The following is an 18,671-nucleotide window of genomic DNA, read 5'->3' as shown; positions in this document are numbered from 1 at the left end:
GCTTGAGGGTGGCGCTCATTGCCCACGACAAGAAGAAACCGGACCTGTTGCGGTTCGTCCAGCGATACCGCGAGGTGCTGGCCCGCCACCAGCTGGTGGCCACGGGCACGACGGGGCGGATGGTGGCCGAGGCCACGGGCCTGCCGGTGCACTGCTACCTTTCCGGGCCCCTGGGGGGCGACCAGCAGATCGGCAGCGAGATCGCCGCGGGCCGGATCGACGTGGTCTTCTTCCTGCGCGATCCGCTGACGGCCCATCCCCACGAGCCCGATGTCAGCGCCCTGCTGCGCCTGTGTGACGTCCACAACCTGCCCATCGCCACCAACCTGGGCACCGCCGAGGCCGTGATGGCCCACCTGGCGCGCCTGGACGCGGACGCGGCCGGAGCTTCCGGCGACGGGACGGGGGTGCCGCCCGTCCAGGGGTAGAACGGGCCGCAGCCCTGCGGGTCGGCTCCGACTCCTGGCACCGGCGATGGGGCGCGCGCCGTGGCCCTGGCGCAAGCCGCCATCTGCCGCGGGGGTTGCGCGGGGGGGGGGGGGTGGCCAGGGCTCCTGGGGGGCGAGGTGATCCCGGCGCGGGGGCCAGGTTCCGCCGCGACGCGGATCTTCCGGAACAGGGACGGATCCTTCGCAACAGGAAGGAGGCGGGGACCTGAGCCCCCGCCTCATCGGGGTGTCCTGGGGCCGAGCCGGGAGCCGGTTCTTCCCGCGGATGCGGGCCCGTCACCCGGCATGCTCATGCCCGCTTACCGGGTCTGCTGGCCGGGGATCTGCTGGCTCACCGGCGGCAGCGTGCCCTGCTGCGCCAGCTGCTGCTCCGCCAGCGCGATCATGCGCCGCACCATGTGACCGCCCACGGCACCGGTCAGGCGGGTGGGCATGTCACCCCAGTAACCGTCCTGCGGGACCTGGATCCCCAGCTCCTGCGCCACCTCATACTTGAAGCGGTCCAGCGCCTGCTCCGCACCGCGGAAGAGGGCGCGGTTCCGCTGCTGACCCTGGGCCATTGTCGCACCTCCTTTTACGGCTTCTTGAGGGCCGTCGTTGCCCGAGGCAGTCATAGCATGAGGACGGCCTTCCCCCTTCATGCTGCCAAGCTCAGGCTTCTTCACCGGCATCCGGTTCCGGCCGCCTCAAGAGCCGGCACGCGGCAAGGTGCGCGGGTGATCCGGCCCCCGGCACGCCACGCCGCCGGCGACGTTGTGGAATGGAATGGCAGACGTGCAGGAAACGTTGCGTCCCCCTGCAAAGTTGCATGGGCGGTTGCGGAGCGGTCGTAGTACAATGACGGTGCGGCAAAGAACGGATGGCGGCTTCCGCCGAATCCTTCTAAGGAGGCAGCGTCCGTGAGCAATGAGCTCACCTGGGTGGTAGGCGGCCAGCAGGGCGAGGGGATCGATACGACGGGTGAGATCCTGGCGTCGGCGCTGAACCGCCTTGGCTATTATATCTACGGTTATCGGACCTTCGGGTCCCGGATCAAAGGCGGGCATACGAACTACCGGATCCGTATCGCGCAGCGGCCGGTCTACGGCATTGCACCCCAGATCGACGTCCTCATCGCGTTCGATCAGGACAGCATCAACCGCCTCGCCGGCGAGATGGCCCCGGGAGGCGTCGTTGTTTTTAACGGCAAGGGCGGCCGGGGCAAGCTGCCACCCGGTGTGGAGGGCGTCCGGCTGATCGAGGTCCCCATGCTCGACCTGGCCCGCGAGCTGGGCAACCCGATCATGAAGAACATGGTCGGCGTCGGCGTCTCCGCCGCGCTGCTGGGGCTGGCCCCGGAAGACATCGAGCCCATCATCGACGAGCGCTTCGCCGGGAAGGGCGGCAAGCTGGTGGAGGCCAACAAGACCGCCCTGCGCCGGGGTTATGATGCGGCCCTGCAAGCCCTGGGCGAGGCGGACGGCCACCTGCACCTGGCCCCGGCCGACGGCCGGCGCCGCTACCTGATGACCGGCGACGAGGCGGCAGCCTTCGGCGCGCTGGTGGCGGGCTGCCGTCTGGTGGCGGCCTATCCCATCACCCCGGCCTCCGAGATCATGCACTGGCTGGTCAAGAAGCTGCCCCAGTACGGCGGCGTGGTGGTCCAGTCCGAGGACGAGATCGCCGCCATCAGCACCGTCATCGGCGCCGGTTACGCCGGCGTGCGCGCCCTGACGTCCACCTCGGGCCCGGGCTTCTCCCTGATGCAGGAAGCCCTGGGCTACGCGGGGATGATCGAGGCGCCTTGCGTCATCGTCAACGTGCAGCGCGCCGGTCCCAGCACGGGCATGCCCACCAAGCACGAGCAGTCCGACCTGTTCGAGATGGTGATGGGTTCCCACGGCGACCTGCCGCGCATCGTCCTGGCGCCGGTGACCATCGAAGACTGCTTCTACGGCGCCGTGGACGCCTTCAACCTGGCGGACCGCTACCAGACGCCGGTGATCCTGGCCCTGGACCTGGCCCTGGGCCTGGCGAAGCAGACGGTGGAAGGCATCGACTTCGAGAGGGTGCGCATCGACCGCGGCGCCGTGGCGCTGCCCGACGACCTGAACTGGGAAGGCGGCGACTTCAAGCGCTACCGGTTCACGGACACCGGGATCTCGCCCCGCTCCCTGCCGGGCATGCCGGGCGGCCTGCACCTGGCCACGGGCCTGGAGCACGACGAAACGGGTCACATCACCGAGGACCGCGGCAACCGCGTCCGCATGATGCAGAAGCGGCTGCGCAAGTTCACCCAGGTGGACGGGGTGGAGGCGGTGCGCTACGAGGGCCCCGAGCAGCCCGAGGTGCTGCTGGTCGGCTGGGGAGCCAGCTACGGCGCCCTGCGGGAAGCCCGGGAGATCCTGACGGAGCGCGGCGTCGCCACGGGCCACGCCCACATCCGGCTGCTGGCCCCCTTCCCCGTGGGGCCGGTGGCCGAACTGCTTGCCCGCGCCAGGCACGTGTTCGTGGCCGAGAACAACGCCCAGGGCCAGCTGGCGGCCCTGATGCGCCAGCACATTGACAGCGCCGACAAGGCGCGCCTGCGGACCGTGAACAAGTACGACGGGACCCTGTTCCTGCCGGCGGAGATCGTGGAGCCGGTGCTGGCCGCGGTGTCGCCCATGGCGGCGTCGGCCAAGGAGGTTGGATGAGGCATGGCGACGGTGATCCGCACGCCCAAGGACTACCGGACGAACGCGGCGCCCTGGTGGTGCCCCGGCTGCGGCGACTTCGGCGTGCTGCGCGCGCTGCAGGAGGCGGCCGCCAAGCTCAACCTGGCGCCGGAGAACGTGGTCCTGGTGGCCGGCATCGGCTGCTCGGGCAAGATCGGCGACTATTTCCGGTCGTACAGCGTGCACACCGTCCACGGCCGCACCATGCCCGTGGCGATGGGCATCAAGCTGGCCAACCGGGACCTCACGGTGATCGCCGCGGGCGGCGACGGCGACGGCTACGGCATCGGCCTGAACCACTTCATCCACGCGGTGCGCCGGAACATCGACATCACCTACATCGTGATGGACAACCACATCTACGGGCTGACCAAGGGCCAGTTCTCGCCCACCAGCGCCCAGGGCTTCAAGACCACCTCGTCGCCCGCGGGCACGGCGGACCGGCCCATCAAGCCCCTGCAGCTGGCCCTCTCGGCCGGGGTCACCTATCTGGCCCAGGCCTTCTCGTCCCATCCCGACCACATGGCCGAGATCATCGCCGAGGCCATCCAGCACAAGGGCTTCTCGCTGGTGAACTGCATCAGCCCGTGCGTGACCTACAACAAGGTCAACACCTACGACTTCTACAAGGAGAACCTGGTCAACCTGGACGAGGATCCGGACTACGACCCGCGCAACTACGACCTGGCCGTGGAGACGGTGCGCAAGTACGACGAGCTGGTCATCGGCCGGATCTACATCGACGACAGCCAGCCCTCGTACCAGGACCTTTTGCCGGGCTACGCGGAAGAGCCCCTGGTCAAGGCCCGGCTGGAATACGAGCCCGAGCACTGGCAGGCGATCCTCAAGGAGTTCGCCTGACCCGGGCACCCCGGGCCCCTGCCGCCGCGCTGACCGGCGGGCGGCAGCCGCCGGTCAGCGCGGCGGCAGCGACAGCGTGACGCTCCTGCACGCCCCCGGAAGCACCCGGCCGCGGCACGGCCGGGTGCTTCCGGGGGCGCGTTCTTGGCGGGGCCTCCTGGCTCCGCCAACCCCGGCCCGCCCGGGACCGGAGGGGTGCCGGCAAAGCCACGGGGCAGCCGTTCCCGGGAGCGCCGTGCAGCCGTGCAGCCGCCCTGCCCTGCTGACCCGCGGGCTCCGCCGCCAGGCGCCGCCTGGGCCGGCGCGCCGGATGCCGCCACCCGGCGGCCCGGCGCCACCGCTCACCGGCTGCCACCGGCCGCTGGCGGGCCGGGCCGCGCATGGACGCCGCCGCTTGGGTACAATACGAACAAACCTTACAAGGGACGGGCGCCGCGGAAGCCGTGACGCCCTGCCCTGGGGCTCCGGCCGCGGGCGGCGGCCGGCCCGGCGGCCAGTGGGAGGTGCCCGCCATGCCGGTGCACACCCTGGAGGATCTGCAAAGCTACCTGGACCAATCCCGGCGCAAGGTGCTGCGCCTGGCCGTGCAGGTGCCGCGACCCCTGTGGCACCAGCGCCCGGCCCCCGATCGCTGGTCGGTGCTGGACAACCTGGAACACCTGGTGTTGACCGAGCGGTTTTGCGGGGATCTTCTGGAGCGCATGCTGGAGAGGGCCCGGCGCGAGGGCCGGATGAGCCGCGGCCTGCCCGTCCAGTGGGTCGATGCCCGCCCCGTCATGCTGGACGCCGAGGGCAAGACCTACAGCGCGCCCGTGTGGGCAGAACCCCGGGGCCGCTGGCACGACGAGGAGGTGGCGGAGGAGCTGGCGGCCAGCCGCCGGCGCCTCGAAGCCATTCTCCCTGACCTGCCGCGGTACGACGTGGAGCGGGTGATCGAGCCGCACCCTCTCTACGGCTGGCCCTTCAACGCCGCCCAGTGGATCCACTTCGTGGGCTTGCACGAGAACGTCCACGCCCGCCAGCTGGAACGCATCGCCCGCCACTGGGTCCAGCAGGGTGCCATGGAACCCTTGCCGCAGGACCCCCGCTGAGCCCCGCCGCCCTCCACCGCCGTCCGGACTCCCGGCGCCGGACCTCGGCGAAGCCGCTGATGACATCCCAGCAGGGCGGCCCGCCCGGGCGCTGGCCCCGGCGGCACCTGGCACGCTGGCGAAGAGGCGCCGGCCGTGGCGGGCGCTCACGGCGCCGGCATCATCCGGCCGGGGACGAGAACCAGTCCCACTGGGGCGTGAGCCAGGGCGCCAGAGCGCCGGCCACGGCCATTTGCCAGAGCTGGGTGCGGTCGACCAGCCCCCGGGTGAACAGGCCCACGGCTCCGGGGCCACGCCCGATGCCGGCCACGCCGCCCAGGCGCTCCAGCAACGGGCCCAGTTCCTCCCCGTGGAGGACGGCCCGCACCACCACCGGCGGCAGGGGCATCCGCAGGCTCCAGGCCACGCTTTCCCGGCCCTTCCGGTCGCGGGCGCAGCAGGCGCTGAGGAGGAACCCGGCAGGATCAACCCCACCCTCCAAGCCGATCCCCAGATCCGCCACCCCGCCCGCCCACTCCAGGGCCAGGCGGGCCCGCTGCCGCGCTCCCGCCTCCGTCTGGGCGGCTCCCAGCGGCTGGTCCGGCACCCCGCTGGGCACCTGGTGGCCCGTCACCTCCGCGCCCGGCCAGGCGGCGGTGATCACCCGGCGCACGGCCTCCACCTTGGTGGGGTTGGTCGAACCCACGGCCACCCGGCGTGGCACCAGCGCCTCCTCCACCTCCAGCCCCCCGTCCCCGGAGCCTCCGCCCTCCGCCGCCTCCGGCCCGCCGCCCCGGTCCCGTCAGTCGTCCAGGGAGATCAGGCCGTGGCGGATGGCGTACTTGGTGAGTTCCACGGCGTCATGCAGGTCCAGCTTCTCCATGATGTTGGAGCGGTGCGCCTGGACCGTCTTGATGCTGATGAACAGGCGGTCGGCGATCTCCTGGTTGGTCAGCCCCTGGGCGATCAGGGTCAGCACCTCGGTCTCCCGCTCCGTGAGGCCGTCCACCCGGCGGGGCGCCCCCTCGCCGGCCCCCTCCCCCTTCTGGCGCCGGGCGGCGCCGCTCACCACCTTGGCCGCCACATCGGGATGCAGGATGGTGTGCCCCTGCACCACCGCCCGCAGGGCCGACACCAGTTCCGTGGCCGCGGAGCGCTTCAGCACGTAGCCCGCCGCCCCCGCTTCCAGGATGGGGAAGATGTACTCCTCGTTGTCGTGCATGGAGAGGATCAGCACGCGGGTTTCGGGGCGCTGCTTGAGGATCGCCCGGGTCGCCTCGATGCCGTTCATCCCCGGCATCCCGATGTCCAGCAGCACCACGTCAGGCTGCAGCCGCCGCGCCAGTTCCACCGCCTCGCGGCCGTCGGCCGCCTCCCCCACCACGGCGATGTCGGGGTGGGCTTCCAGCAGGGTCCGAATGCCGTCCCGCAGGATGGCGTGGTCGTCGCAGACCAGCACCCGGATGGGCCGCTGGACCTCGCGGCCCGCGCCAGCTTCCGGCCCCCCCGGCTCCCGGCCGCCTGCCCCGCTCGCCGCGCCCGCCCCCCCTGCCGGGTCCGCCCGGCGGCCGGCGGCGTCGCCCGCGCCGCCGGGGCCGGTCCGTCCTGCGAACTCAGACATGGTCCATGGCCGCCTCCTCCCGGGCATCTTCCCCGCCGCCACTGCCGGCGACGGTCACGGGTGCCGCCGGCCCCGCGAGGGAACCCGGCGCCCCGGGTGCATCCGGCGCTCCGACGGGGCGCGTCCCGGCCCCCTCCCCCGGGGCCGCGGCCTCCCCGCCCGGGTGGCCCGGCGGGCCTTCCAGGGGTATCCAGACCCGCAGCCAGGTGCCCTGTCCCGGCCGGGAATGCAGTTCGATCCGGCCGCCCACCAGGGCGGCCCGCTCCCGCATACCGAAGAGCCCCAGGCCACGTCCCGGATCGGGACCCGCGCCGGGAATCATCTGGCGGGGATTGAACCCGACCCCGTTGTCCCGGATCTCCGCCGACACGCCACCGGGTTCCCGCCGCAGCATGACCTGGGCCCGGGTCGCGCGGGAATGCTTGAGGATGTTGGTCAGGGCTTCCTGGACGATGCGGAAGAGGGCCGTCTCGATCTCGTCCCGCAACCGGCCGTTGAAACCGCTGGCGCTGAGTTCGACCTCGATGCCGGCCGGCTCCAGCACGTTCTGGACGTACCATCGCACCGCGGGGACCAACCCCAGGTCGTCCAGGATGGTCGGGCGCAGATCAAAGGTGAGGCGGCGGATCTCCTCCAGCGTGTCGCTGGTCAGCTGGCGGATGAAGGCCAGCTTGCGCTGGACGTCCTCGGGGGCGTCGCCGCCCAGCCGCTCCTTCAAGAGGTCCAGGTGGATGAGCAGGGAGGTCAGCACCTGGCTGGTCTGGTCATGCAGCTCGCGGGCGATGCGCTTGCGCTCCTCTTCAAGGGCCCGCAGCACCTGGGAGGCCGTGGCCCGGCGGTATTCGTCCAGCCGGTCCAGCATCTCGTTGAAGATGGCGCCCATGGCCGCCACGTCCGGGTCCCCCACGATGGCCGGCGCCCGGGCGTGGAACTGGCCGGCCCGCACGTCGTCCATGATCTCCCGCAGCCGGAACAGGGGCAGGAAGGCCACCCGCAGGATGACCCAGTTGATCCCCAGGCTCACCACCAGCCCGGCGGTGAGGAAAGCCAGGATCACCACGGTCAGCGCCTGGTCCTGCAGCCACCGCTGGACCAGCGGCAGCTGCCGCACATGGGCCGCCAGCGCCGCCGCCCCGATCCCCGTGGCCACCAGCAGGACCGCGTTGGCGATCAGGACCTTCTGGAAAATGTTCAAGCGATTGTGGATGGCGTAAATCCAGCGCATCCGCGGAGCCTCGCCCATGGCGGGGGTATGATACGCCCGCGCCGGCTGCCCGTCCATCGGACGGCAGCCGGAAGGCGGCGCCGACTCCACCGGGCAGAGAGCCGATGGTGCGTCGCAACGGCCCTTAAACGACCCGGTGAAGACCCGGCTCCACCCGGTTGGGCACCCGATCCCGCCATCGCCAGCATACGGCGCGGGGGGCGAGGGCGCAAGGCGCAAGGAACCAGGACCCCCGGCCCGGGGCACGGCGCCGCCGCCGGGAAGAGCACCACACCGGGGGACAAGGCCCGCCGCGCCGCGCCCTGGGGTACCCCCGCGGAGGGCGGGGACACTCCGGCCCCGGGCGCTCCCCTAGCCGGCGGGCACGCCCCGCGACAACAGCGCGTAGGCCGCAACCCCCACCACCACCGTCCAGGCCATGTTGCGGGTCCACAGGGCGACGACGGCCGCCGGCACCGCCGCGGCCAGCCGGGGCCCCAGTCCCCAGGGCGGCTGTCCCCAGGTGGCCGCCAGGTCCGGCGCCACCAGGGCAGCCATGACGGCAATGCCGACGTACCGCAGGGCATCTTCCACCAGCCGGGGCAGGCGCACCCGGCTGAGGCCCACCAGCGGCAGGCAACGGGGCAGGTAGGTGACGATGCCCATCAGGAGGAAGGCCGCCACCACCGACGGGCGCACCGGTCCATCACCACCCCCACGGCGCTGCCTGCCACGGCGGCACCCAGGACGCGCCAGTGGGGCCAGCCGGCAGCGCCCAGAGCCAGGGACACGCCGGCCGCCACCAGGGCGACCACCAGGCCCCGGCCCACCCGCCCGCCCAGCTGGAGGGCGATCAGGGCCAGAAACATGGCCGGCAGCGCGTAATCCAGTCCCCAGTCCCCCAGACCGGTCAGGGCGTCGCCGATCCAGGCTCCCAGCCAGGAGGCACCGCACCAGGAGGCATAGGCGGCCACCTCCAGACCCAGCAGGTACGGCCAGGGCCGGGCAACGCCTTCCAGCGTGGCCTGGGCCACGGCGAACACCTCGTCGGTCAAGCCGAAGGCCGCCAACGCTAGGCGGCCCCAGCGCCTTTCCGCCAGGCGCGGGGCCAGGGCGGCGCCGAAGAGGACGTGGCGCAGGTTGATGAGGAAGGTGGTGGCCACCAGGGTGGCCGTGGCCGCGCCCGCTGCCATCATCCCCGCGGCGGCGAACTGGGCCGAACCCGCAAAGACCAGCACGGACATGGCCAGCGCCTCGAGGGGCGTCAGGCCCGCCTGGACGGCGACCACCCCGTAGGCCAGCCCAATGGGAAGGTAGCCGGCGACGATGGGCATACCCGCCACCAGCCCGCGGGCGAAGGCCCCCCGCTCGCCGGAACCAGCCCACGCCGGGGCAGGAAGAATCCCGCTCATATTCTTAAGGGGTTACCACGTGCCCGGCCGGGCTCCTGCCGGCAGCGGCGGGCGCCGGGGCAGGCGGGCACGAGGTCGGAACGCCGGCGGGAAGAGGCGCGGTTGCGGCGGTTACGGCCCTGGCGCCCGCTGACGCTGCCGCGGTGGGCACGGTGGTCCCAGGGCGGGCCCGCCCGGCACGGCGCTGCGGAGGCCGGGCCCGGCAGCGGCCATGGCGGCGGCCACCGGGAGGATCCGCCGGGGCTCGGGCGGCCCCGGGGGAGGGCCGGTTCGCCGGGGACGGGTGCTATACTGGGGATAGCGGATCGGGCTGGCAGCCCCGCCGGAGCCGGCCAGAACCCCATGGGAGACCGCCGGAGAGGAGTCCCGGGCCTTGTTCGACCCCGATTTCCCCGCAGAGGAGCTGGCTGCCGTGGAGGCCCGCCTGGGCCGGCCCCAGTGCCTGCAGTGGACCGGCGAGGTGGGTCCCGAGGAGCTGGAACTGGTCCGGGCCAGCACCCGGCGCGGGCGTCACCATGATCTGACCTTCTTCGTCTTCGACCCCGCGGGACGGGTCGCCGCCATCCGCAAGCCCTCTTTCCCCCCCGGCATCTACCGGGCACCCAGCGGCGGTGCGCGGCCCGGCGAGCCGCTGCTGGAAGGCCTGCGGCGGGAGGCGTGGGAGGAAACGGGGCTTGACATCGAACCCACGCGCTACCTGTTGCGCATCCATGCCCGGTTCACCTGCGGGGACCAGTGGGAGGACTGGGTAAGCCACGTCTTCGCGGCCCGCACCGCGTCGTCCCGGCTGGACCCCCACGACCCCGGGGAGATCGCCGAGGCGCGCTTCGTCACCCTGGAGGAACTGGCCGGGCCCATCCGCCAGCGGATGCTGGCCACCGGGCGCGGTCTCTTCCGCTATCGCGTGGCCCTGACCGATGCCGCCCTGGCCGCCCTGGCCGGAGAGCCCACACCGTGGGGAGCCGGTTCGTCCCGTACCGCCCCGCCGGTTCCTTCCCCCTGGGGCGCTGCCTCCCGGGGCGGCATGGCCCCCTGCAATCCGGACGGCGCGTCGGGCGAGCCCGGCGTCCGGGCGAATCTCCCTTCCGGGACCCGCGGCGCGCCGCGCACCCGTCCGGAGGCTGCAGGGCCGGAAGGGCGGGGGGAGCGTGACGGGCACCCGTGAGCATGCCGCCGCCGACTCCCGCCCGCTCCGCCGGGGAAGCCGCCGCGGCCGCGGCGGCCGGCCCGCTGGTCCGGCAGGTCCTGCAGGACCCCACCTGGCGCCACGCCTGGTCCTATCTCAGGCGCCAGCTGGACCGCTACGTGGAAGAGATCGTCCGGATCACCCAGATCCCCGCTCCCACCTTTGCGGAAGAACCCCGCGCCCGCTATGTGGCGGCCCGCCTGGAAGAGCTGGGGCTGGCGGTCCGGCGGGACGAGGCGGGCAACGTGTGGGCGCCCTGGCCCGCACTCAAGCCGGCCCCGGCCCCGCGGGACCTCGCGGGGCGCGGCCGCCCAACCGGCCATGGCACTGGGGACGGTGCCGGATCCCCGGCCCCGGTGGTGATCTCGGCCCACCTGGACACCGTGTTCCCGCCGGAGACCCCCCTGACCGTGCGCCGCCAGGGCCGGCGGCTGTACGGGCCGGGAATCGGCGACAACTCGGCTTCGGTGGCGTGCCTGCTGCTGCTGGCCGAGGCCCTGTCCCACGCCGGCTTCGCGCCGCCCGTGCCGGTGATCTGGCTGTTCAATACCGGGGAAGAGGGCCTGGGCAACCTGCGGGGGATGCGCGCCTTCCTGGACGCCTGCCCCGTCCCCCCGGCGGCCATGCTGGTGCTGGACGGTGGCCTGGGCATGCTGTGCTACCGGGGCATCGGCAGCCGGCGGCTGCGGGTTACCTTCACCGGCCCCGGCGGGCACAGCTGGAAGGACTTCGGCCAGCCCAGCGCCATCGTCGCCGCGGGCCGCGCCCTGGCCCGGCTGGCAAGCCTGCCGATGCCCTCCGAGCCCCGCACCACCTGGAACGCCGGCCGCATCAGCGGCGGCACGTCGGTCAACACCATCGCCTCCACCTGCCAGCTGGAGCTGGACCTGCGGTCGGAAGACGCCACCGCCCTGGCGAGCCTGGAACAGGCCGTGCGCCAGGTGCTGGCAGAGGCCGCCGGGGAAGAAGGAGTGGATGTGGACGTGGCGGTGGTCGGTGACCGGCCCCAGGGCGCCCTGGCGCCGGACCACCCCCTGGTGGCCCTGGTGCGGGAAGCCATGCGCACGTGCGGTATCCCCGCCCACGACCTGCCGGCCAGCACCGACGCCAACCTGCCCCTGAGCCGCGGCATCCCTGCCGTGACCTTCGGCATCCGCCACGGCGACGGCGCCCACACCCTGGACGAGTACATCGATCGGTCCGGCCTGGACCGGGGCCTCCGGCTGGCGCTCCTGGCCCTGCTGGCGACGGTAGGCTGGGCGGCGGCCGGCGGCGGGAGGGCAGCGGGGGAAGCGGCGGGACCTTCCAGCGCGGCCTCTCCGGGAGCCGCGGCATCGCAATCCTCCGGTCGGGAACAATAGGGCCGGACAAGGCGGCGGGCGGCCCGGTGCGCCAGGCGCCGGCAGCCCGCCCCGGCGGTGCACCGCCCTCTAAGGCGGTCCGCCGCCCGGAGGAGGCCCCCACGGTGACACGGTTTCTGCTCCAACCGGTGCCCTATGTCGTGCTCGGCATTCTGGGACTGGTCGCCCTGGCCGGCATGGTGGCGGGGGTCACCGCCATCGTCACCGGCCGCAGCAGCCTGTTCCGCCTGCGCAGCCATGCGGCGGGCTGGTTGACGGCGGCCGTCTCCCTGGCCGTGCTCTCCCTGGCGGTGTGGGTGGGCTGGGAGCCTCACAGCGCCGGCAGGGCGGCGGTGTTCACCAAGCCGCGGTGGAACGAGGGCCCCCTGCTGAGCGCCGACCTCCAGGCAGCGGTGACCCCGTCCAACCGGGGCGAAAACCGCAAGGTCTTCGTCCAGCAAGGGCCCGAGGATCACCGCCGATCCCAGGCGGCCAGCACCACGCTGCTGGTCACCCTGCGGGCCGACCGGGCGGCCTCCCGCGAGGCGCTGAAGGCCGCCATCCTTGAGGATTGCCGCCGGATCATGGACGTGGTCTTCGGCCGGCCGGAGTACGAGAAGTGGCAGGCCGTGTCGGTGGGAGCCACGTACCCCACCACCCGCGCCGGGGAGCAGATGGTGGCGGCGGTGACCCTGACCCGGGAGGAGTACCGGCAGGCCACCCGCGACGGCCGCCTGGACCCCCAGGAACTGGCCGAGGCCGGTACGGTCACGTGGCTCCCGCCCCTGGCGCCGGGCGACACCCGGGGGGTCGGCGAGTTGCGTCTGGGCCGTTAGACGCCCGGCCCCCGGCTGAGATAGCGGGCGATGAGCTCCTCGAACTGCCGCTGGGTCTCCTCGATCACCTCCAGGCGGCGACCCGCGTAGTGGGGGCCTTCCATGGCTTTCACCTCGATGTTGCTCAGGATCACCGCCTCCAGGTCCCGCAGGAAGTCCGCCACCACCTCCGGCTCCACGGGTCCCCACTCGCCGGCGTCCAGTCGCTGCAGGAACTGCTCAAGATCGACGCCCTCCATGGACACCTCGTAATAAAGGTCCATCAGGGCCTCCGGGTCGCTGGGGCCTGCGGCCGGCCCCGTGGCGCCTGGACCGGCCGGCGGCGTCGCGCCTGCGTCCGCGCCCTGTCCCGCATGGCCCCTGCCGGACGAACCGGCCCGCCCCGCCTCGCTCCCGGCGGGCCCGGCCGCACCCGGGTCCCCGGCCTGCGGGCGCCCTTCGCCCCGAGGCGCCGCCCCTGCGGATTTGGCCTGCCCCGGGCCGCCTGCGGCGTCGCTTCCCCCTACCCGCTCCGGCTCCGGCCGGTTCCGCTCCCGATCGTCCACGGTATCGCCTCCTTGCTGGGATCGCGACCGCACCGCCCGCCTGACCGGCCCCACCCGCTAGCCGGCGGCCGCAGGGAAGAGGCCCCACTCCACCGCCCCGGCAACGGCCGGGCGCACCGCCTCGGGAGCCGCCGCGGCCGCGGCCACCGCCTCCGGATGGGGCGGCAGTCCTGCCGGGAAGGGCGGCCACGCCCTGTAAAAGAATTCCCATCCCAGCCGCGGTGACGGTGGCGGCGGGAAGCCGCCGAAGGCCCGTTCCACCGACCGGTGCTGGGTGCGGTGACAGGCCAGGGCGGCCCGCTTGCGCTCCGCCCAGGCGCGGGCATCGACCACGGTGGTGACGGTGGCGTCCAGGGGATGGGGCGGGCGACCCAGCCCGTTGAGCCGGTAGACGGCGGCAGGCAGGGTGAAGTAGTAGAGCCGCGACCGGTCCCCTGGTGCCAGCACCTGGCGGAAGGCCTGTTCCACCGCCCGGGACAGCACCCGGTGGTCGGTATGGCCGGAGATACCCCCCGGCGGAAAGGTCAGCACCACGTCGGGTTCGAGTCGCTCCATCCAGCCGGCCAGGACCGCGACCAGCTCCGCCGGGGCCACCCGGGCCAGTCGCCCGTCCTCGTAGTCCAGCACATGCACCCGGGCGACCCCCAGCGCCCGGCAGGCGGCCCGCAGCTCCTGCTCCCGCACGCGGGGCAGCTCGGCCCGGCTGCAGAGGGGCGGGTCACCCGCCTTGCCGGCCTGGCCGCGGGTGGCGCACACCACCGTCACCTCCACCCCTTCGGCGGCGTACCGGGCCAAAGAGGCGCCGGGACTGAAGGACTCGTCATCCGGGTGGGCCGTCAGGCAGAGCAAGCGGCGCCCGCCTCCCTGCAAGCGGTGGCCGCCTCCCTCCGGCTCAGGCATCGGCCACTCCTCCCCCCTGCGGCCCGCCTCCCTGGCGCGCGGGCCGCCCCTGCGACGACCGCCGCCGGTGGATGAGCCAGCACAGGCCGTAACCGGCCTCGTACAGCACGGCCAGGGGCACGGTGAAGACCAGCTGGGTGATGATGTCGGTGGTCGGCGTGAGGAAGGCCGCCACCACCAGGGAGGCCAGCAGGGCGTACTTGCGCAGGTGCGCCATGAACGGCGGGGTGAGGAGCCCGATCTCCGTCAAGATCCCCACCACCACCGGCAACTCGAAGATGAAGCCGAAGGGCCAGACCAGGCCGGTGACGAAGTCGACGTAGGCCTGCACCGAGAGGGTACGCTCGATGGGGCCGGCATTGAACCCCAGGAGAAAGTTCAGCGCCATGGGCGCCGCGACCAGGAGGCCGAAGGCCAGCCCCGCGGCGAAAAGGACCAGGGCCGGGAACGCATACCAGCGCACGTACCGGCGCTCCGCCTCGGTGAGCCCCGGCCAGATGAAGCGCAGGGCCTGGTAGACCATCACGGGCGACGCCAGGCCGAGGCCCAGCAGCACGGCGATGCGCAGGGTGACCAGGAAGGCCTCCGCGGGAGCCAGGGCCACCAGCTTGACCTCGGGGCCCCTCTCGATCAGCCATTCCAAAACCGGCCGGGCGTAGAAGAACCCCACCGCCACGCCGGCCACCAGAGCCAGCCCGCAGTAGATCAGGCGCAGCCGCAGCTCGCTGAGGTGCTCGGCCAGGGAGGGCCAGAAGCCGCTCCCTCCGGTCTCCTCCACCCCTGGGACCATCCTTCACCCGGCAGGTTCCTGGCGGCTCAGCTCGCCGTCCGGAGCCCCTGCCGGCGGTGCGGTCCCGCCCGCTCCGGCCGCCCCTGCAGCGCCGCCCCCCGAGCTCCCCGCCGCGGGGGCAGCCGGGGGCACGGCCTGGAGCGCCGGCTCCTGTTGCGCACCCGAAGCGTTCGGCGGCTGCTGCGCGCCCGCCGCTCCCGCCTGCGCACCGGCCGCTGGCCCGGGCTGCCCGGCGGTCGCCGCGCCGGCCGCCGGCATTCCGGCCGCGGCCGTACCGCCCGTTCCGGCCGCCGCCGCGCCAGCCCTCCCGCGGGCATGAGGGGCATCCTCGTCACCGTCGTCCAGGGACCGGACCGCCGAGCGGAACTCGCGCATCGCCCGGCCCAGGGAGCGGCCCAGCTCGGGCAGTCGCGCCGGGCCGAAGATGATCAAGGCGACCGCACCGATCAGCAAGAGCTCAGGCAAGCCAATCTGTCCCACGGCTGGCACCTCCTTGGGCGGCCCCGTCCCCGGAGCCGCCCCGCGGGCCGGCGGCGGCCGGCCTCGTCCCTCAGGGCGTCGCCGCTATTGTAGCGCACCGCTCCCCAGGGCGGGCACCCGGTTCGTCCCCCCAGTCCCGCAGGCATCACCCCCCGAGCCCTGTAGGTCCCCGCCCCGTCCCCGGGCCGCCGGCCGCCGGCCGGACCTGCGGCCGCCTGCCCACCGCCCACCGGCCTCCCTCAGCCCGCAGCCAGCAGCCACAAGAGGAACAGCACCGCCCCCGCCAGCGCCAGCTGGACGAACAGCTCGTCCCGCCGGGCCAGTTCTTCGGGCGGGGGGTGGGGCTGGGCCGTGACCAGCTCGAGAAAGGTCCGCCGGCCCCACAAGAACCCGGAGTAGTTCAGGGCCGACAGGAGGACCAGGGCCACCTCGACGGCCAGGGCCCGGCCCAGGACCTCCCGCCGGAAGGGCCCCGGCCAGAGGAACACGGCCAGGGCCGTCAACGCGCCCAGGGCCAGCGCCGCGGCCACGGGCACCAGCCACCGGGCGGGACCCGCCCCCCGGCCCGGGGCTTCGGGTTCCAGGGAACGGGGTTTTTCAGGCCGTGCCATGGCCACCTTCCCTGCCCTGGGTTCCGGAGCCGCCGTGCAGGAAATAGACGGTATCCAGCCCCACCTGCCGGGCCACCGCCTGGATGTCCGCCCGGCCCATGCCCTGCCAGGCGCGGATCAGCTCTTCCGGGTCGTCCCGGTGACCGTGGACCTCCGCTTCCAGGGCGGCGCGGATCAGGGCACCCGGCTGGTCCAGCTCCGCCCGCAGGCGTTCCACCAGCGAGCGGCGGGTGGCCTCCAGTTCCTCGTCACTGATGCGGCCGGCCGCCATGTCTTCCACCTGGCGCAGCATGATGGCTTCGGCGTCCTGGCGGCGGCGGGGGTCGATGCCCGCCATGGCCAGGATCAGCCCCTTGCCGCGGACCAGGCGGGACCAGGCGGAGTAAGCCAGGCTGGCCCGCTCCCGCACGTTGAGGAAGAGCTTGGAGTGGACGAACCCGCCCAGGATGCCGTTGTACATCTCCAGGGCCGGCCGCAGCGGGTGGTCGAAACCGATGGGGGCCCGCAGCCCCAGGACCAGCCATCCCTGTTCCATGGGCAAGGTCTCCTCCACCCGCCGGGGTTCGGGGCGGGGGCCCCGGATCACCGCCGGAGGCAGGGACAGGACCTCCCTGGGCCCGCCGCCCGCCCGCTCCCAGGCGGCGGCCACCGCCTCCACCAGGGAGCCGGGCTCGACCGGCCCGGCGACGAACAGGTCCAGGGGAGCCACGGCCCGCACCCGCCGGTGCATGCGGAGCAGGTCCTCGCCGTCCAGCATGGCCAGGCGCTCGCGATCCCCCAGCTCGCTGAGGCCGTAAGGCTCGCCGGCGCAAAGGTGCTCCAGGCAGTGACGCAAGGCATAGGTCGCCTTGTCGTTGACCAGGGCCCGGATGCGCTGGATCTGCGCCTCCTTCTCCTCCGCGACCCGGTCCGCCGGAAACCCCGTGCCGTCCAGGTAGGGGTCGGTGAACACCTCCATCAACAGCCCTGCGGCGCGCGCCACCAGGCCGCCGGCGCCCTCCTCCCGGGCCCCCGGGACGAAGCGGCCCGCGGGCCACGTCAACGTCAAGGTGGCCACGTGCCGGTCGCCCATCTTTTCCACGCCCGCGCCCAGGTTGGCCCCGTAGAGCTCCGCCAGCGCCCGCTCCAGGGCGGGCAGGTCGGGATGGTGCCGGGTCCCGCGGCGCAGCAACCGGGGAAGCAGGGCGAAGGGGCTGGCGGTGTCCGTCGCCAGGGGCATCTGCCAGGCCAGGACGGCCGCCACCCGCTTGAACCGGGGATCGGGCCGCACGTGCACGCGCAGGCCGGGCAGGTCATGCCGGATGAAGCCCGCCGCCCGCCCTAGATCCAGGCCACCGCTCATGATGCCGCCTCCTTCCCCGGCAGCACCGCGGCCCGCACCGTGCGCCGCGGGTCGGCGTGCTCCCGCAGCCAGCGGTCGGCCGCTTCCACATCGACCCGTTCCAGGATCTCCAGCCGCCGGTAGAAGTCCCACCCCAGGAAGCGGTCCGTGAGGAAGGCGTGGGCCAGGTCTTCCGGCGAGTCCAGCACCGACAGGAACTCGCCCAGGGCCTTTCGCCGCACCGCTTCGAAAAGGCCAGGGTCGAGCCCTCCGCTGAGAGCCTCCCCCAGGCGCTGGCTGCAGGCCGCGGCGAAGGCGTCGGGGTCGCCGGTCTCGCCGCCCACCTCCCAGTGGGCCGCGCCGGGCACCACCGACAGGCCGAACCAGTAGCGGTCGGTGATCACGTGACGGCGGTACTGCTGTTCATACCACGGGCTCAGGCGGCCGAACAGCGCCTCCGCCACCAGATCCCCCAGGACGGCATCGCGCAAGCCCTCTTCCGCGGCCGGGAAGGGACCGACCTTGATGCCCCACTGCACGTAGGGGCGGGAAACGGCCATCTGCCGCTCCACCGCGGGACGCGCCAGGTCGGGACCCTCCTCGGGCACTTCCCGGCGCGGCCGGGGCCGCGCCGGGAAGCGGCGCCGGGCCAGGTCGGCGGCCACCATGTCCACCACCCGCCGGGGATCCACGTCCCCCACCACGCAGACGGTCATGTTGGCCGGGTGGTAGTAGGTGCGGTGAATGGCCTCCAGCAACTCCGGCGTCAGGGTGGCGATGGATTCGGGCGATCCCAGGATCCAGTCGCGCACGGGGTGCTCGCGGTACATGGCCTCGAGGAAGTCGTAGTAGAGCCGGTGCACCGGGTGGTCGTAGGCCGTGGCGATCTCCTGGCCGATGATCCCCTGCTCCTTCGCCACGCTTTCCGGGGTGAAGCGCGGGTCCTGCACGTAGTCCAGCAGCAGCTCAAAGCAGGGCTCGAAGGCTTCCACCACCGAGAAGAGGTAGACGGTGTAGAAGTGGCCCGTGTAGGCATTCATGCTGGCGCCCAGCCGGGCAAAGCGCTCGAGGATGCTGCCCTCGGGCTTGTCGAACATCTTGTGCTCAAGGAAATGGGCCGCCCCGGGCGGGATCTCCATCCGGCGCCCCGTCTCCGGGTCCTGCAGCACCCGGTCGATGCTGCCGTACCGGGTGGCATAGGTCGCGTATTTCTTCCCGAATCCCGGCTTGCGGATCACCACCACCTCGGCGCCCGGTTCCACCCGCGCTTCATAGACCCGCTCGTCCAGGGCCGGCAGCACCCGCTCCTCGAGCTGCACGCCCTCACACCTCCTCCATCCGCCTGCGGC

Annotated in this window: 20 protein-coding genes; 7 read left to right on the top strand and 13 right to left on the bottom strand. The window is 73.1% G+C overall.

From position 1 onward, the window contains the following. The first annotated feature begins 2 nt into the window (after nucleotides 1-2). Complete coding sequence (locus THESUDRAFT_RS05620) at nucleotides 3-428, top strand: methylglyoxal synthase (protein WP_006903781.1); 426 nt, start codon at nucleotides 3-5, stop codon at nucleotides 426-428. Between the two features lie 320 nt (nucleotides 429-748). On the opposite strand, the gene THESUDRAFT_RS05615 is transcribed toward THESUDRAFT_RS05620, so the two are convergent. Continuing rightward, entirely contained in the window at nucleotides 749-1,009 is a 261-nt protein-coding gene (locus tag THESUDRAFT_RS05615; protein ID WP_006903780.1) for an alpha/beta-type small acid-soluble spore protein, read from the bottom strand. 339 nt (nucleotides 1,010-1,348) lie between these two features. On the opposite strand from THESUDRAFT_RS05615, the gene THESUDRAFT_RS05610 reads away from it, so the two are divergent. The 3 genes from THESUDRAFT_RS05610 (at nucleotide 1,349) to THESUDRAFT_RS05600 (ending at nucleotide 5,097) form a co-directional block, all read left to right on the top strand. Next, complete coding sequence (locus THESUDRAFT_RS05610; protein WP_006903779.1) at nucleotides 1,349-3,124, top strand: 2-oxoacid:acceptor oxidoreductase subunit alpha; 1,776 nt, start codon at nucleotides 1,349-1,351, stop codon at nucleotides 3,122-3,124. 3 nt (nucleotides 3,125-3,127) lie between these two features. Then, nucleotides 3,128-4,006 carry a 2-oxoacid:ferredoxin oxidoreductase subunit beta gene (locus tag THESUDRAFT_RS05605; RefSeq protein WP_006903778.1) on the top strand — a complete coding sequence of 293 codons (879 nt, stop codon included), beginning with the start codon at nucleotides 3,128-3,130 and terminating at the stop codon, nucleotides 4,004-4,006. Nucleotides 4,007-4,518: 512 nt separating this feature from the next. Continuing rightward, complete coding sequence (locus tag THESUDRAFT_RS05600; RefSeq protein WP_006903777.1) at nucleotides 4,519-5,097, top strand: DinB family protein; 579 nt, start codon at nucleotides 4,519-4,521, stop codon at nucleotides 5,095-5,097. A gap of 160 nt (nucleotides 5,098-5,257) precedes the next feature. Here the strand turns inward: THESUDRAFT_RS05600 and yjjX are convergent, their stop codons facing one another. The 5 genes from yjjX to THESUDRAFT_RS05575 all read right to left on the bottom strand — a co-directional run bounded on the left by yjjX (nucleotide 5,258) and on the right by THESUDRAFT_RS05575 (nucleotide 9,313). Then, on the bottom strand, nucleotides 5,258-5,815 hold the full coding sequence (gene yjjX, locus THESUDRAFT_RS05595; protein WP_156821727.1) for an inosine/xanthosine triphosphatase: 558 nt from the start codon (nucleotides 5,813-5,815) through the stop codon (nucleotides 5,258-5,260). Between the two features lie 63 nt (nucleotides 5,816-5,878). Beyond that, a complete protein-coding gene (locus THESUDRAFT_RS05590) occupies nucleotides 5,879-6,697 on the bottom strand; it encodes a response regulator (RefSeq protein WP_006903774.1) in 819 nt (272 codons plus the stop codon). Further along, complete coding sequence (locus tag THESUDRAFT_RS05585) at nucleotides 6,690-7,922, bottom strand: sensor histidine kinase (protein WP_006903773.1); 1,233 nt, start codon at nucleotides 7,920-7,922, stop codon at nucleotides 6,690-6,692. The genes THESUDRAFT_RS05590 and THESUDRAFT_RS05585 overlap by 8 nt, the downstream gene beginning before the upstream one ends. A gap of 351 nt (nucleotides 7,923-8,273) precedes the next feature. After that, entirely contained in the window at nucleotides 8,274-8,600 is a 327-nt protein-coding gene (locus THESUDRAFT_RS05580; protein ID WP_006903772.1) for an AzlD domain-containing protein, read from the bottom strand. Then, nucleotides 8,567-9,313, bottom strand: a complete 747-nt coding sequence (locus THESUDRAFT_RS05575) for an AzlC family ABC transporter permease (RefSeq protein ID WP_006903771.1) — start codon at nucleotides 9,311-9,313, stop codon at nucleotides 8,567-8,569. The genes THESUDRAFT_RS05580 and THESUDRAFT_RS05575 overlap by 34 nt, the downstream gene beginning before the upstream one ends. Before the next feature lie 373 nt (nucleotides 9,314-9,686). Here THESUDRAFT_RS05575 and THESUDRAFT_RS05570 point away from each other — a divergent pair, with 373 nt between their 5' ends. The 3 genes from THESUDRAFT_RS05570 (at nucleotide 9,687) to THESUDRAFT_RS05560 (ending at nucleotide 12,675) form a co-directional block, all read left to right on the top strand. Then, a complete protein-coding gene (locus tag THESUDRAFT_RS05570; RefSeq protein WP_006903770.1) occupies nucleotides 9,687-10,478 on the top strand; it encodes an NUDIX hydrolase in 792 nt (263 codons plus the stop codon). Between the two features lie 2 nt (nucleotides 10,479-10,480). Further along, a complete protein-coding gene (locus tag THESUDRAFT_RS05565) occupies nucleotides 10,481-11,860 on the top strand; it encodes a M20/M25/M40 family metallo-hydrolase (RefSeq protein ID WP_040826314.1) in 1,380 nt (459 codons plus the stop codon). A gap of 104 nt (nucleotides 11,861-11,964) precedes the next feature. Next, a complete protein-coding gene (locus THESUDRAFT_RS05560) occupies nucleotides 11,965-12,675 on the top strand; it encodes a hypothetical protein (RefSeq protein ID WP_006903768.1) in 711 nt (236 codons plus the stop codon). Here the strand turns inward: THESUDRAFT_RS05560 and THESUDRAFT_RS05555 are convergent. From THESUDRAFT_RS05555 to yfmH, 7 genes are all read right to left on the bottom strand, one after another. Beyond that, on the bottom strand, nucleotides 12,672-13,220 hold the full coding sequence (locus THESUDRAFT_RS05555; RefSeq protein WP_006903766.1) for a hypothetical protein: 549 nt from the start codon (nucleotides 13,218-13,220) through the stop codon (nucleotides 12,672-12,674). The two genes, THESUDRAFT_RS05560 and THESUDRAFT_RS05555, sit on opposite strands and share 4 nt — an antisense overlap. Nucleotides 13,221-13,277: 57 nt before the next feature. Then, on the bottom strand, nucleotides 13,278-14,120 hold the full coding sequence (locus tag THESUDRAFT_RS05550) for a PIG-L deacetylase family protein (RefSeq protein WP_006903765.1): 843 nt from the start codon (nucleotides 14,118-14,120) through the stop codon (nucleotides 13,278-13,280). Further along, complete coding sequence (gene tatC, locus THESUDRAFT_RS05545) at nucleotides 14,113-14,898, bottom strand: twin-arginine translocase subunit TatC (RefSeq protein WP_006903764.1); 786 nt, start codon at nucleotides 14,896-14,898, stop codon at nucleotides 14,113-14,115. Before tatC ends, THESUDRAFT_RS05550 begins: the two co-directional genes overlap by 8 nt. A gap of 15 nt (nucleotides 14,899-14,913) precedes the next feature. Beyond that, nucleotides 14,914-15,390: a twin-arginine translocase TatA/TatE family subunit gene (locus THESUDRAFT_RS14960; RefSeq protein WP_006903763.1), complete on the bottom strand. Its 477-nt coding sequence runs from the start codon at nucleotides 15,388-15,390 to the stop codon at nucleotides 14,914-14,916. A gap of 239 nt (nucleotides 15,391-15,629) precedes the next feature. Beyond that, on the bottom strand, nucleotides 15,630-16,001 hold the full coding sequence (locus tag THESUDRAFT_RS05535) for a hypothetical protein (protein WP_006903762.1): 372 nt from the start codon (nucleotides 15,999-16,001) through the stop codon (nucleotides 15,630-15,632). Then, a complete protein-coding gene (gene yfmF, locus THESUDRAFT_RS05530; RefSeq protein ID WP_006903761.1) occupies nucleotides 15,988-17,343 on the bottom strand; it encodes an EF-P 5-aminopentanol modification-associated protein YfmF in 1,356 nt (451 codons plus the stop codon). Before yfmF ends, THESUDRAFT_RS05535 begins: the two co-directional genes overlap by 14 nt. Beyond that, nucleotides 17,340-18,641 (bottom strand): EF-P 5-aminopentanol modification-associated protein YfmH, encoded by a 1,302-nt coding sequence (yfmH, locus tag THESUDRAFT_RS05525; protein ID WP_006903760.1) that lies wholly within the window; start codon nucleotides 18,639-18,641, stop codon nucleotides 17,340-17,342. The genes yfmF and yfmH overlap by 4 nt, the downstream gene beginning before the upstream one ends. Nucleotides 18,642-18,671 lie beyond the last annotated feature (30 nt).

It is taken from the genome of Thermaerobacter subterraneus DSM 13965 (assembly GCF_000183545.2).
Lineage (GTDB): Bacteria > Bacillota > Sulfobacillia > Thermaerobacterales > Thermaerobacteraceae > Thermaerobacter > Thermaerobacter subterraneus.
This window is presented reverse-complemented; position numbering and strand designations above follow the sequence as displayed.

Excerpts from the sequence above, each read along its gene's own strand:
- yfmF (WP_006903761.1), bottom strand. The coding sequence starts at position 17,343 with ATGAGCGGTGGCCTGGATCTAGGGCGGGCGGCGGGCTTCATCCGGCAT.
- THESUDRAFT_RS05590 (WP_006903774.1), bottom strand. The coding sequence starts at position 6,697 with ATGTCTGAGTTCGCAGGACGGACCGGCCCCGGCGGCGCGGGCGACGCC.
- THESUDRAFT_RS05565 (WP_040826314.1), top strand. The coding sequence starts at position 10,481 with ATGCCGCCGCCGACTCCCGCCCGCTCCGCCGGGGAAGCCGCCGCGGCC.
- THESUDRAFT_RS05535 (WP_006903762.1), bottom strand. The coding sequence starts at position 16,001 with ATGGCACGGCCTGAAAAACCCCGTTCCCTGGAACCCGAAGCCCCGGGC.
- THESUDRAFT_RS05605 (WP_006903778.1), top strand. The coding sequence starts at position 3,128 with ATGGCGACGGTGATCCGCACGCCCAAGGACTACCGGACGAACGCGGCG.
- THESUDRAFT_RS05615 (WP_006903780.1), bottom strand. The coding sequence starts at position 1,009 with ATGGCCCAGGGTCAGCAGCGGAACCGCGCCCTCTTCCGCGGTGCGGAG.
- THESUDRAFT_RS05575 (WP_006903771.1), bottom strand. The coding sequence starts at position 9,313 with ATGAGCGGGATTCTTCCTGCCCCGGCGTGGGCTGGTTCCGGCGAGCGG.
- THESUDRAFT_RS05585 (WP_006903773.1), bottom strand. The coding sequence starts at position 7,922 with ATGCGCTGGATTTACGCCATCCACAATCGCTTGAACATTTTCCAGAAG.
- THESUDRAFT_RS05550 (WP_006903765.1), bottom strand. The coding sequence starts at position 14,120 with ATGCCTGAGCCGGAGGGAGGCGGCCACCGCTTGCAGGGAGGCGGGCGC.
- THESUDRAFT_RS05600 (WP_006903777.1), top strand. The coding sequence starts at position 4,519 with ATGCCGGTGCACACCCTGGAGGATCTGCAAAGCTACCTGGACCAATCC.